Raw genomic sequence first — 12,315 nt, 5'->3', positions numbered from 1 at the left:
CCCGTCCCGGCGCCCGTACCTCTTACGGGCCATGATCGCCGTTCTTGCTGTCCTCATGGTGGTCCTCAGTTCCTGCGCGCAGATCCCGCGGTCCGGTCCCGTGGGAAAGAGCAAGGACGAAAGCGCGGGCAACCCGAACGCCCCGGTCTTCTTCCCTCCGCCGCCACACTCCGGCGCCACCCCCGAGTCCATCATCGAAGACTTCTACGGTGCAGGCAGCGGTTACGAAGGCGACTACGCCGTAGCCCGGCAGTACCTCACGCAGGCGCTGTCCGTCAGCTGGAAGTCCGACAAACGCACGCTCGTTTTCAGGAAGGCGACCGTCGTCAAGACAGGTGTGGAAAACGAGTTCAAGTACCAGTTGGACCTCGCCTACGCGGTAGACGCCGACGGCGTTGCGACGCAGTTCCCGGAAGGAACCACCGAGACAATTCCAGTGACCCTGGAACAGGTCGACGGCGAATGGCGGATCTCGGCGGTCCCGGACGGCACCGCGATCCCGGAAGAGACGTTCAAAGTCATCTACGCGGCCCAGCCCATCTATTTCTACGACCCCACATTCACGTATGCGGTTCCGGACGTCCGGTGGTTCATCAAGAAGAACACCGTCAAGGCGATGACCAGCGCCTTGCTCGACGGTCCTGCGCCCTACCTCCAGGGTGCGGTGGTCAGTGCTTTTCCTTCGAGCATGAAGCTGGCCCGGGAGTCGGTGCCGGTAGTGTCGGGAGCAGCCCAAGTGGACCTTTCGGCGAAGGAACTCGTGGATGCGTCTGCCGAGGACCGGCAGCGGATGCAAAACCAACTGACCCTGACCTTCCGTAGCCAACCGGACGTGGTGAACGTTCAGTTACGGGCTGACCAGGATCTTGTCCGCGTGGAGGACAACGGCTCGGTCCTGCCGCCGGTGCTTGAGAAGAATGCTCCTGCGCGCCAAATCGCCGTCAGCAACGACGAACTCGTCCGCTACGAGAACAACAGGGTCTCGGCCCTTCCGGATATGCAGCCGGTGGCCGCACTGAACCCGAGCGCTCCCGCCGAGTCTCCGACGTCCCAGGCCGTGGCCTTCCTCAACGGTGCCGGAACCACCCTGTATTCGATGATTCCCGGCCAACCAGCCCGCCAACTGACAACCAGGAGCACCCTGAGCCATCCTTCCTTCAGCCCTCAGGACTGGGTCTGGACGGCAGGTCCGGGAGCCAACGGTGCCATCGAGGTCGTGGCGTTCAAACCGTCCAACGTTCCTCAAGGCCAGCCCGTCCCCACGGTGACGATGACGCCGGCATGGTTGGCAGGGCGTGTGGTGAGGGACTTCCGGATATCCCGTGAAGGGACGCGCGCACTGGTCATCTCGGAAATGAACGGCAAGTCATCGGTGCAGGTGACCGGTATTGTCCGCAATTCTGACGGCACCCCCAAGGATTTGACTGCACCCATAACCTTGTTCTCTTCCGCTCCCGTTGATCAAGGGGTTTGGGTCAATTCCACGACAGTCGCGGTGATGAAAGCCTCATCAACTGAGAACGTGGTTCCCGAACTGTTGTCCCTGACATCGAGCCAGCCGCAGCTGTTGCCGGCATGGCCGAACCTGACGACTATCAGCGCGGGCAATGGACCGGAGCAGATTTTCGGACAGTCGGGCGCTGGCGTGTTCCAACGAGTAGGCAACGGCTGGGAACTGCAACTCAAGGGCCCGGTAGACCCTTCCTTCCCGGGCTAGGCTTTCTCCGCGAAGGGCGGTTTTCCACATAGGGCGTTTCGGGAGTGTTGGCCGTAGGCGGGGAGCCAGATGCTTGGGGCATGCGTACTGACAGCGGTTACCGAGCGCGTGACCCTGACCTCACCGTCGTCCGGGGTGAGGGCGCGCGCCATCGGGGAGTCCATCCCGCGCGATTGGCGAGGCTGGCGCAGGGCGTTGGCGAGGCCTTCGTCGAGCTGCTGGCCGTTCTGGCCCCGGTGGAATGTGTCTGCTGCGGTTCCGAGGATACGGCGCTCTGCGGCGCCTGTGCACGGCGGTTGCGCCTTCTGTGCACCCGTCCATTCCGCGCTGAAGGACAGGCGCCGGCATTGCTCACGGTGGACGGGGCCGTGATCCTGCCCGTAGTCGCGGGCGGACACTATCGGGACGAACTGGCCCAGGCCCTGCTTTCTTTCAAGCATCTAGGCCAGGGACGGCTTGCCTCGGTGCTCGCGCCCGCACTGGGCAAGGCCATCCGGGCCGCCGTTGGAGACGGGGTGGGCATCTGTCTTGTACCTGTTCCCAGCAGCAACGCGGCCTACCGGCGCCGCGGATTCAGTCCGGTCCATCTCCTGCTCGGCCGCCTGTGGCGCATCGACGCTTTGCCGGGTCTGCACATGACGGATGCGTTGAAGAAGGCGCCCGGACGGGGAAACGGGCAAAAGGGCCTGGGCCGCGGAGAGCGCGCGCGCCGTGTCCGGGGCTCCATGACCGTTCGCCTGTTCCGCAAAGGTTCCTTGGAGGGTAGGGCATGCGTCATCGTCGACGACGTCCTCACCACAGGTGCCACCCTCGCCGAAGCCGCCCGGGCAGTCTCGGCGGCGGGAGGCGTGGTGTGTGGCGCGGTGGTCCTTGCAGCCACCCGGCCGCCGGCCGGTAGCGAGCCGCCTGTGGGCGGTCCGGACACGCCGCCCACACCGACTCAAACAAAAAATAAGTTACGAAAGGATGAATTACCAGTGGCGATGAACTAACGTCGATTATGGGTACCAAGAACAGATGTACCTGTCGATAGCGGCTCGGAAAGGGGCTCGACTGTCCGTCAGATCAGCCCCGAGAAGCGCCCTTATCGTGTCACCTGAGTTGTTTGGAGGGCACCATGGAGTTCATGATCAGCGGCCGTAATCTGACCGTTTCGGATCGCTTCCGCGAGTATGCCGGCGAGAAGATTTCAAAGATTGAATCGCTTGGGGACAAGGTCCAGAGGGTTGACGCGAAGGTTTCAAAGGAAACCAACCCGCGCCAGACACCGGGCCAGCTCACGGTGGAAGTGACAGTTCTGGGCCGGGGCCCTGTGATCCGGGCCGAAGCAAGCGCCGCTGACAAATTTGCCGCCTTTGATCTCGCCTATAGCAAACTGCTGGAAAGACTCCGTAGGGCCAAGGACCGCAAGAAGGTCCACCACGGCCGCCACACCCCCAAAGCCGTTCGTGAGGCTACTGCGACGCTTGAGCCTGCCAGCGCGAGCGAACCCATTTACGTAGAGGCCAGCAACCACCAGGAGCCAACGACGCCACCGGTGGAGACCTCGCCCTACGATGTCGACAACGACATTCCGGCCGGTGATTCCCCGGTCCTGATTCGTCGCAAGGTTTTCCCCGCCGCTTCGCTCACCCTTGATGACGCGGTGGACAACATGGAGTTGGTGGGCCACAATTTCTACCTGTTCGTGGACAAGGAAACCAACACGCCGTCGGTCGTCTACCGCCGCCGTGGCTGGACATATGGAGTAATCACTCTGGACTCCACATGCGAACCAGGAGACGAACCCGTGGAGGAAAAGATCCACGCTTACCGTTCGAATGACCAGGCCGCCACAGCCTAGGCCGCATTCGTATTTCCCATGAAAGGACTGGCATGGCCGCTTCGCTGAGCCTGTTGCAGGCACGGCGGATTGCATTGGCAGCCCAAGGACTGGACAAGGAACGGCCCACCGGCCCCGTGACTTCACGGACGGTGGGCCGCACCTTTGCCCGGCTCCAGGTGGTGCAGATCGACTCCGTCAATGTCCTCTCACGCAGTCATTACCTTCCATTCTTCTCCAGGCTTGGTAACTACGACCGAAGCATCCTCCATGCGATGGCCGGGCGAAGTCCGCGGCGCATGATGGAATACTGGGCGCACGAGGCGAGCTTCATCCGCCCGGAACACTTCCAGGATCTGCTGCTTTGGCAAAACCGTGCGTGGGTAGGAGCGGCCCACTTGGAACGCGGAATCCGGGAGGACATGGCCAAGCGGATCCTCGACTCGCTCGCAACCGGGCGCCCCATGACTGCCGCTCAGTTGACCGCGCACCTGGGGCACCAAGAAGACCGGCAGCACGATAACTGGGGCTGGAACTGGAACCTGGTCAAGAGGGTTTTGGAGCACTTGTTTGAAGAGGGGCTCGTGACGGCCGCGTCGAGGACAGAGCAGTTCGAGCGCCGGTACACGCTGACATCGCGGGTTCTGCCGCCCGGAATGGCTGCCGCCACCGCTCGCTCGGGAGCGTTCCCGGACAGTGGCTCCGACATGGCGACGGCGGCCATGGACCGGCTGATCGACGCCGCAGCCCAGGCCCATGGCATCGGAACAATCCGCTGCTTCGCCGATTACTTCCGGACTCCGGTGAAGGCCGCTGCAGCCTCGATCGACAGGCTCGTTGCCGCCGGGCGCCTGGAGCCGGTCACGGTGCGTGGCTGGGACCGGGCTGTGTACCGGCATGCGGATGCCCGGCTTCCCCGGGCCGCCACGGGCCGCGCGCTGCTCAGCCCGTTTGATTCACTGATCTTTGAGCGTAGAAGGCTCGAGGAGTTGTTCGGCTTCCACTACCGGATCGAAATCTACACACCGGCGGATAAGCGAAAGTTCGGCTACTACGTGCTGCCCTTCCTCCTCCGGGACGCCGTGGTCGCGCGCGTGGACCTCAAGGCCGATCGTTCGGCCAAGCAGCTTCTGGTGCGTGCCGCCCATGCCGAGCCGGACGCCCCGGCGGACACCGCCGTCGAGCTTTCCGCTGAGCTGCGGCTTATGGCCGAGTGGCTGGGGCTCGACGACGTCGTCGTGTCACCGATGGGCGATCTCTCGCCGGCGCTTGCCTCGGCAGTGGCCCGCGGCTGAGGTCCAGAAGTCTCCGGTGGCGGCCTGCGGGCGCCTGCGCTCCGCTCTCAGGGAAACGAGGCCGCGCGGCGTTGGTCTCTCCCGTAGACTGAAACCGCCAGAATTCGGCAGCTTGAGACTGGGAGCAACTTTACGTGGCATCACTTATCGAAAAACTTCTCCGCACGGGTGACAAAAAAACCCTGAGGCAACTGCGGACCTATGCCGATTCCATCAACGCCCTCGAAGACTCCTTCAAGACCTTCTCCGACGCCGAATTGCGCGAGGAGACGGACAGGCTGCGCGCCCGTCACGAGGACGGCGAGAAGCTGGACGATCTCTTGCCCGAGGCTTTCGCAGCCGTGCGTGAAGCTTCCTCCCGCACCCTGGGGATGCGCCACTTCGATGTCCAGCTCATGGGCGGGGCCGCTCTCCACCTCGGCAATATCGCCGAAATGAAGACCGGTGAAGGAAAGACCCTTGTGGCCACCGCTCCGGCCTTCCTCAATGCCCTGGCCGGCAAGGGCGTGCACGTCGTTACAGTCAACGACTACCTCGCCGAATACCAGTCCGAACTCATGGGCCGCGTCTACCGCTTCCTTGGCCTTAGCAGCGGTTGCATCCTGTCCAGCCAGGATCCCGAAGTGCGCCGTCAGATGTACGCGGCAGACATCACCTATGGCACCAACAACGAATTCGGCTTCGACTACTTGCGCGACAACATGGCGTGGGACAAATCCGAGCTTGTGCAGCGCGGCCACCACTATGCAATTGTCGACGAAGTGGACTCCATCCTCATCGACGAAGCGCGTACCCCGCTCATTATTTCCGGTCCGGCCCAGGGTGACACCAACCGCTGGTACAGCGAATTCGCCAAGGTCGTGCAGCGTCTCCAGCCTGAAATCGACTACGAGGTCGACGAAAAGAAGCGCACTGTCGGTGTTCTCGAAGCCGGTATCGAGAAGGTAGAGGACTACCTCGGCATCCAGAACCTCTACGAATCCGCCAACACCCCACTCATCGGTTTCCTGAACAACGCCATCAAGGCCAAAGAGCTCTTCAAGCGGGACAAGGACTACGTCATCCTGGACGGCGAAGTCCTCATTGTTGACGAACACACCGGCCGTATCCTTGCCGGACGGCGTTACAACGAAGGCATGCACCAGGCGATCGAGGCCAAGGAAAACGTCGAGATCAAGGCTGAGAACCAGACCCTCGCCACCGTTACCCTGCAGAACTACTTCCGTATGTACTCCAAGCTCTCGGGCATGACCGGTACCGCTGAAACGGAAGCCGCAGAGTTCATGAGCACGTACAAGCTTGGCGTGGTGCCCATTCCCACCAACCGGGACATGCAGCGCATCGACCAGTCCGACCTCGTGTACAAGAACGAAATCGTGAAGTTCGAAGCCGTCGTGAACGACATCGCGGAACGGCACGAAAAAGGCCAACCCGTGCTCGTCGGCACCACCAGCGTGGAGAAGAGCGAATACCTCGCCAAGCTGCTGGCCAAGGAAGGCATCCGGCACGAGGTCCTGAACGCAAAGAACCACGCGCGCGAGGCCGCCATTGTCGCGCAAGCGGGACGCAAGGGCGCCGTCACGGTCGCTACCAACATGGCCGGCCGTGGTACTGACATCATGCTGGGCGGAAACGCCGAGTTCACGGCCATCGCCGAATTGGCAAAGCTGGGCCTGGACCCGGAAGAAAACTCCGAGGAGTACGAGGCCGCGTGGCCGGAAGCACTCGAAGCAGCCAAGCAGGCGGTCAAGGACGAGCATGAGGAAGTGCTTGAACTTGGCGGGCTGTATGTACTGGGCACGGAACGCCACGAATCCCGTCGCATCGACAACCAGCTCCGCGGCCGCTCGGGCCGCCAGGGTGACCCGGGGGAGTCCCGCTTCTACCTTTCGCTGGCCGATGACCTCATGAGGCTCTTCAACTCCGGTGCCGCCGAGCGCCTTATGAACAGCTCGGTGCCGGACGACGTTGCCCTCGAATCCAAGCTCGTGTCCCGCGCAATCGCTTCAGCCCAGGGCCAGGTCGAAGGGCGGAACGCTGAGCAGCGGAAGAACGTCCTCAAGTACGACGACGTCCTGAACCGCCAACGTGAAGCCATCTACGGCGACCGTCGCAGGATCCTGGAAGGCGACGATCTGCACGAAAAGGTCCAGTTCTTCCTCGAAGACACCATCAACGCCCTGATCGATGCCGCGACAGTGGAGGGAACCGGCGATGATTGGGACTTCCACCAGCTGTGGACCAACCTCAAGACGCTGTACCCGGTAACCGTTACGGCCCAGGACATCATTGACGAAGCCGGCGGCAAGGCTCGCGTGTCCGTTGAATTCCTCAAAAACGAGATCCTTTCTGACGCGCAGCTCGTTTACAAGGAGCGGGAAGAAGCCATTGGCGCCGAGAACATGCGCGAGCTTGAGCGCAGGGTTGTCCTCTCGGTCCTTGGACGCAAGTGGCAGGAACACCTTTATGAGATGGACTACCTCAAAGAGGGCATTGGCCTGCGTGCCATGGCCCAAAGGGATCCCCTGGTCGAGTACCAGCGTGAAGGATTCACGATGTTCCAGAGCATGATGGAGGCCATCCGCGAGGAGAGCGTTGGCTTCCTCTACAACCTGGAAGTGGAAGTAACGCCCGCTGAAGACGTGGTGGTGGTCGATGGCAGCCCTGAAGGCGGTCACGTGGAACATCACGATCCGCAGATCCGCGCGGCCGGCCTCGAAGCCCCGGAAAAGCCTGTTCAGCTGCAGTACACGGCACCCGGTGAAGACGGCGCAAGCCAGACCCGCGTCGAAGGGCGGGCCTCGGGACGCTCAGGCAACCCCGCCAAGGCTGCCGCCGATGACAAGCAGCGCGGATCCAACAAGAAGAAGCGCCGCTGACACTGCGATTCCCTGACGCATGTAGCTGACGGATGCCCGCAACCGCCGGACGCATCCAACAACGGATGCCTGCGGCGAAAACGGAGAAGGACCAGAGCGTTCTGGTCCTTCTCCGTTTTGTTGTTTGGTGATGAACTCCGCCGTCAGCCGATTTCGAGGGCGGTGACCTTCCACGCGCCGTTGCTCCCTTCAAGCCGCATGGCTACGGCGCGGGAGCGGAGTTCTTCCGAGACAACCAAGCTTGCCTCGTACACTCCGTCGTTCACCGCGCAGACACGCACGGAGCGGACCATCGGACTTCGGTGAAGGCGAGACTGCCCGCCTTGGGCGGTGGCAGCATGGGCCCGAGTCAGTGCGGCCCGGTGTTGCAGCGCGTTGAGGCATCTGGGGTCCAGGGTCCGTGAGAGCTGTTGCGCGGGCCGGGTGCCGGCAAGGACTTCGACCGCGGCTTGGGCGATGCTGCGGGCCAGCGCGCGGATTTCCCCGTCGAGGCTGAGGATTTGGGCCGCTTTGCGGGGAGAAGACGGCCCCCTGCCGGACGGGCCGTCCATTTTCGCTTTGGCGCGAGGCGAAGCCGCGATTGAACGGGGGTCAATGGGTGGCGAAATCGCCTGGAGGACTGCATTGGTCAAGCTGTGGCCGGCTGGTGATGCGCTCATGGACTTCCTCGATTACGGATCGCTGGTTGGCGGCGGTTGGTAGTGGTTCGGTTGGGGAGCTACCTAGGCGGCGGATGCAGGATCTGACCCGGGACAAGGAGACCCGGGTCGTCTCCGACGACATGCCGGTTTGCGGCGTACCACTTCGGCCAGTGGAGGGCGATGTCGACGTCGCTTGCCATGGGGCCGAGCTGCCGGGCGGCAATCGACCACAGTGAATCGCCTCGCCTCACCACCACTTCGCCCTGATTCGGCGAGGCAGACTGTTCCGCGGCCCGCTGTGGCCGGGTTCCCAGAAGCCCCGGCTCGGCGGCAGGTGCGCGAGGTTGCCAATGGGGGTCGATCTCTGATGGGCCGGACTCAAGCGAGGGCACAACGGGGAGATGGGCAGATGGACTCGAGGCGGGTGTCCACTGGGCGGAGATGCCGCTGGACGGTGCTGAGCCGGTTGCCTGGCTCCACGCTGTTTCAAGCTGTGCCTGTGACGCATTCGCCAGGGGGATTCCCGCGAGATTCAGGCCCAGAATTGCAACAGCCAGTCTGCGCATGAAGGCAGGGCTGAGCTTGGCGGTGGCGCTCGCGCAGCGGTCCTTTCCCGATTGCTGGAGGAGCGCGGCGGCCATTGCCAGAAGGAACGTGGCGATCCACCAGACCCCGATCCCCAGACCGGCGGCAGTTGCGACAAATCCCAGGAGGTCCTCAAACATGGGTGCCTGGAGTCGTCCGGCTGCGGAGTGCCATCGGTCAACCAAGATCAGTCCGGTGACAGCGAGCAAAAGAGCGAGCAACAGGATGGTCGCCGCCATAGCAACATCGTTCCGAACGATCCTGTTCGTCTGTTCCATGGGTTCCCCTTACCCGGTTGATGACGTTTAATGCCGTTTAATGTTTTTTGATGGTGATTGATCAATTTTGATCACGACAAGGGATATTTGTCTAGGGGTTGGTTGTCGATGAAGAAAGATTGACCATCGAGGGGTGCCCGCTTAGGCTGACGCAATGCGGTGGGATGCACTGTTTGAAGACATGGAGGCACAACTGGCCTCCGAACGATTGCTGGGACTTGAATCCGAAATTTCAGAGCGGGCCCGCGTGGAGATGGCCGGAATCGACGTCTCCGACAGGCTGCGTGGAGCAATCGGCCAGAAGATTGATGTGACGCTGCGGTCCGGGACGCAGGTGTCCGGGACGCTCAGCCATGTCGGAAGCGAATCGTTGGTCCTCGACGAAGGTCGCCACCAGTGGCTGGTGCCCGTCACGGCAGCATTGACCTATCAGGGTCTTGGCCGGCGGTCGCGGGCAGGCCAATCGACGGCGTCACAGCGGCTTGGCCTGGCCAGCGCACTCCGAATGCTCGCCCGCGACCGGGCGGAACTGGCGGTTCACCTGCTTGAGTCGGCGCGGGAGGAGCGGATGATGCGGGGCGTCATTGATCGCGTGGGCAGGGACCACTTTGATCTCGCTGTCATGTTGCCGGGTGAAGTCCGCCGGTCCGGAAACGTCGTGTCTGTGGCGACAATCCCGTTCCAGTCTCTTGCCGCGCTGCGTTCATTGCGGGGCCAAGACTTGTAGTCCGGGCCAGCGTCCCCACCCCAGCTACCTGGGGGGTAGGGAGATCAGGAGGACTTGGATTTGGCCTCTTGGATTATCCTGCTCGCCTCGGCATAGCGTTCCTCGATGTACTGCTCCAGCATCTTCTCTTCGACCCGCCACTGGCCTCTTCCACCCACTTGGATGGCCTTGAGCTCTCCGCTTCGCACCAAGGCGTATGCCTGCGGCGAGTTGATCTGAAGCTGTTCGGCGACATCAGCGAGGGTGAGGAATCGGGGCATGCATCCATTTTGCCACTGTTCGACCCACTTGCCGGAGTTATCCACAGGTTGACGTAATTTGAGGCATTTGGCTTCCCGAAGGGACCCACTTGCGGTCAGAATAAAGGCCACTGAAGGTCGACGCCGACAAACAATGCAAACGGGGGAGCATGATGGGTGTAACTACCGCGGCCGCTGCAGCGCGGCTCAGGAGACCCTCATGGAAGGATCCACGACTCTTGGTGGGGATTCTTCTGGTCTTGGCATCGCTGGCCGGAGTCATCGCCATCGTTGGAACCGCGGACCGCACCATTCAGGTGTATGCCGCGCGCGAGTCGATTGCCGTGGGCCAGAGGGTCAGCAAGGAGGATCTTGCGATCGTCAAAGTCAGGCTCGACGACATTGAGTCCAGTTACGTGACTCTGGCTGACGGTCTGCCCGAAGGAAGAGTTGCCGTTCAGAGAATTGCCAAGAACCAACTCGTCCCGCAGCAGAGCCTAGGGGCCGCTGACACCCTGGACCGTAAACCGGTGGCGATCGCGATCCAGGAATCACTGCCTTCCCAGGCTATGGCGGGATCCCGCGTTGACGTCTGGGTAGCCCTCCCCGATGCGCGCAACGGTTTCGGCACGCCGCAGTTACTGTTGCCCGCTGCGGAGATCGCCCAGGTCACGGAGGGTGCCTCCACCCTCGGAACGTCCAGGGAGAAAGTGGTTCTCGTCCTTGTGACCGATGAGCAGATGCCTAAACTTCTTGGAGCGCAGGCGAATAAAGCGAAGATTGCCGTGGTTTGGAATCCGGGCGGTGCCGGCAAGTGAGTATCCCCGTTGTCACAGTCGGGCAGTCCCGGGAAGATTTGGTCGGGGGACTCGAGCGGCTCCACGGGCCGGTGACGGTGGTGCGTCGGTGCGGCGAACTCGCGGAAGTTTTGGCCGCTTGCCAAAGCGGTCTCGCGCGCGCAGCGGTCATAGCCGAGGGTGCCGAGGAATTGACGGCGTCGCTGGTCGACCGGCTGGCGGCTGTCGGAGTCTCCATCGTTGCCCTGAGCGATGACTCGGAGGAGGAGGGCCGCCTGCGCAGCATCGGCGTCGTGACAGCGTCCCTGGATGTAGATTCGGCAACGCTGGCTTCCAAGATCTCCGATGCCGTGGGCCAGCTGCCCGGACCAGGTAGGCGACGCGCGGAGCCGCGGGATTCCGGGTTCGCCGACACCGCCGCGGAACTCCGTCCCACCGATGCGCTGGAAGAACCGGAGCCCGTTCCGGCGGCGGCTGGCCGGATCATCGCCGTCTGGGGGCCCACCGGGGCACCTGGCAGGACCCTTGTGGCTGTCAACATTGCCGCAGAGCTGGCGGCTGAAGGCAATTCAGTGATCCTTCTCGATGCAGACAGCTACGGGGCAAGTGTCGCGGCGTCGCTGGGCTTGCTGGACGAGTCCGCCGGACTGGCGCAGTCTTGTCGACTGGCGGATCAAGGGGTGTTGGATACCGAATCCCTCAAGCGGATCGCCGCCCCGGTCTTCGCTAAAGCCACCAGTTTCCGGGTTCTTACCGGCATTACGCGCGCGGACCGGTGGACGGAACTCCGGGCCGCCGCGCTCTCCTCAGTTCTCGAACTCTCCAAGGAGATCGCGGACGTCGTCGTGGTCGATGCAGGTTTTTGCCTCGAATCGGACGAGGAACTCAGCTTCGACACCATGGCCCCTCGGCGCAATGCGGCAACGCTCCGCAGTATCGAACTCGCGGACACCGTTTACGCCGTCGGTGCGGCCGATGCCGTCGGGGTTCCGCGACTCGTGCGTGGCCTCGCGGAACTGGAACGGGCAGTCCCGCACGCAGCTCCCCGGGTGGTCTTGAACAAGGTCCGGGCAGCATCCGCCGGCCGCTCACCCGAACGTGAACTCCGCGAAGCATGGGAGCGGTACGGCCCCGGTCATGGCATCGAGATATTCCTTCCATCCGATCCTGAAGCTTGCGACGCAGCCTTGTTGTCCGGTGCCGTCCTCTTCGAAGCTGCGCCCGAATCTCCCTTGCGGCTCGCAATCGCCAAAATGGTCTGTGCACCTGTCCAGCAAAATGGCAAATCCTCTGTCATTTATTCCAGAGCAAGGCGTCGTGTAAAGCGTTAGGCTC

At 62.7% G+C, this 12,315-nt stretch carries 11 protein-coding genes; 8 read left to right on the top strand and 3 right to left on the bottom strand.

The features are described 5' to 3' along the window. The first annotated feature begins 31 nt into the window (after nt 1–31). The 5 genes from QRN59_RS17425 to secA all read left to right on the top strand — a co-directional run bounded on the left by QRN59_RS17425 (nt 32) and on the right by secA (nt 7,713). A complete protein-coding gene (locus QRN59_RS17425) occupies nt 32–1,717 on the top strand; it encodes an LpqB family beta-propeller domain-containing protein (protein ID WP_284983792.1) in 1,686 nt (561 codons plus the stop codon). An 80-nt stretch (nt 1,718–1,797) separates the two neighbouring features. After that, nucleotides 1,798–2,709 carry a ComF family protein gene (locus QRN59_RS17420; RefSeq protein ID WP_284983734.1) on the top strand — a complete coding sequence of 304 codons (912 nt, stop codon included), beginning with the start codon at nt 1,798–1,800 and terminating at the stop codon, nt 2,707–2,709. 125 nt (nt 2,710–2,834) lie between these two features. Further along, entirely contained in the window at nt 2,835–3,560 is a 726-nt protein-coding gene (gene hpf, locus QRN59_RS17415; RefSeq protein WP_234748144.1) for a ribosome hibernation-promoting factor, HPF/YfiA family, read from the top strand. Between the two features lie 32 nt (nt 3,561–3,592). Then, nucleotides 3,593–4,834 (top strand): winged helix-turn-helix domain-containing protein, encoded by a 1,242-nt coding sequence (locus QRN59_RS17410; protein WP_284983733.1) that lies wholly within the window; start codon nt 3,593–3,595, stop codon nt 4,832–4,834. Nucleotides 4,835–4,968: 134 nt separating this feature from the next. After that, nucleotides 4,969–7,713: a preprotein translocase subunit SecA gene (secA, locus tag QRN59_RS17405; protein WP_284983732.1), complete on the top strand. Its 2,745-nt coding sequence runs from the start codon at nt 4,969–4,971 to the stop codon at nt 7,711–7,713. 143 nt (nt 7,714–7,856) lie between these two features. Here secA and QRN59_RS17400 read toward each other — a convergent pair whose 3' ends face one another. Continuing rightward, entirely contained in the window at nt 7,857–8,372 is a 516-nt protein-coding gene (locus QRN59_RS17400) for an Rv3235 family protein (protein ID WP_284983731.1), read from the bottom strand. 59 nt (nt 8,373–8,431) lie between these two features. Continuing rightward, complete coding sequence (locus tag QRN59_RS17395; protein WP_284983730.1) at nt 8,432–9,217, bottom strand: LysM peptidoglycan-binding domain-containing protein; 786 nt, start codon at nt 9,215–9,217, stop codon at nt 8,432–8,434. A gap of 154 nt (nt 9,218–9,371) precedes the next feature. On the opposite strand from QRN59_RS17395, the gene QRN59_RS17390 reads away from it, so the two are divergent. Further along, a complete protein-coding gene (locus QRN59_RS17390; protein WP_284983729.1) occupies nt 9,372–9,944 on the top strand; it encodes a hypothetical protein in 573 nt (190 codons plus the stop codon). Between the two features lie 44 nt (nt 9,945–9,988). Here QRN59_RS17390 and QRN59_RS17385 read toward each other — a convergent pair whose 3' ends face one another. Beyond that, nucleotides 9,989–10,204 (bottom strand): helix-turn-helix domain-containing protein, encoded by a 216-nt coding sequence (locus QRN59_RS17385; protein WP_059387549.1) that lies wholly within the window; start codon nt 10,202–10,204, stop codon nt 9,989–9,991. A gap of 152 nt (nt 10,205–10,356) precedes the next feature. Between QRN59_RS17385 and QRN59_RS17380 the strand changes: the two genes are divergently transcribed. Both QRN59_RS17380 and QRN59_RS17375 read left to right on the top strand, forming a co-directional pair. After that, nucleotides 10,357–11,001: a CpaB family protein gene (locus QRN59_RS17380; RefSeq protein WP_284983791.1), complete on the top strand. Its 645-nt coding sequence runs from the start codon at nt 10,357–10,359 to the stop codon at nt 10,999–11,001. Further along, nucleotides 10,998–12,311 carry a CpaE/TadZ family protein gene (locus QRN59_RS17375; RefSeq protein WP_284983728.1) on the top strand — a complete coding sequence of 438 codons (1,314 nt, stop codon included), beginning with the start codon at nt 10,998–11,000 and terminating at the stop codon, nt 12,309–12,311. The genes QRN59_RS17380 and QRN59_RS17375 overlap by 4 nt, the downstream gene beginning before the upstream one ends. Nucleotides 12,312–12,315 lie beyond the last annotated feature (4 nt).

Origin of the sequence: Arthrobacter sp. efr-133-TYG-118 (assembly GCF_030209755.1) — a bacterium.
Taxonomy (GTDB): Bacteria; Actinomycetota; Actinomycetes; order Actinomycetales; family Micrococcaceae; genus Arthrobacter.
The sequence above is the reverse complement of the archived record's forward strand: the minus strand, read 5'-3'. Positions and strand labels throughout refer to the sequence as shown.

Coding starts and splice junctions, on each gene's coding strand:
- hpf (WP_234748144.1), top strand. CDS start 2,835: ATGGAGTTCATGATCAGCGGCCGTAATCTGACCGTTTCGGATCGCTTC.
- QRN59_RS17420 (WP_284983734.1), top strand. CDS start 1,798: ATGCGTACTGACAGCGGTTACCGAGCGCGTGACCCTGACCTCACCGTC.
- QRN59_RS17395 (WP_284983730.1), bottom strand. CDS start 9,217: ATGGAACAGACGAACAGGATCGTTCGGAACGATGTTGCTATGGCGGCG.
- QRN59_RS17410 (WP_284983733.1), top strand. CDS start 3,593: ATGGCCGCTTCGCTGAGCCTGTTGCAGGCACGGCGGATTGCATTGGCA.
- QRN59_RS17425 (WP_284983792.1), top strand. CDS start 32: ATGATCGCCGTTCTTGCTGTCCTCATGGTGGTCCTCAGTTCCTGCGCG.
- QRN59_RS17385 (WP_059387549.1), bottom strand. CDS start 10,204: ATGCCCCGATTCCTCACCCTCGCTGATGTCGCCGAACAGCTTCAGATC.
- QRN59_RS17390 (WP_284983729.1), top strand. CDS start 9,372: ATGCGGTGGGATGCACTGTTTGAAGACATGGAGGCACAACTGGCCTCC.
- QRN59_RS17380 (WP_284983791.1), top strand. CDS start 10,357: ATGGGTGTAACTACCGCGGCCGCTGCAGCGCGGCTCAGGAGACCCTCA.
- QRN59_RS17400 (WP_284983731.1), bottom strand. CDS start 8,372: ATGAGCGCATCACCAGCCGGCCACAGCTTGACCAATGCAGTCCTCCAG.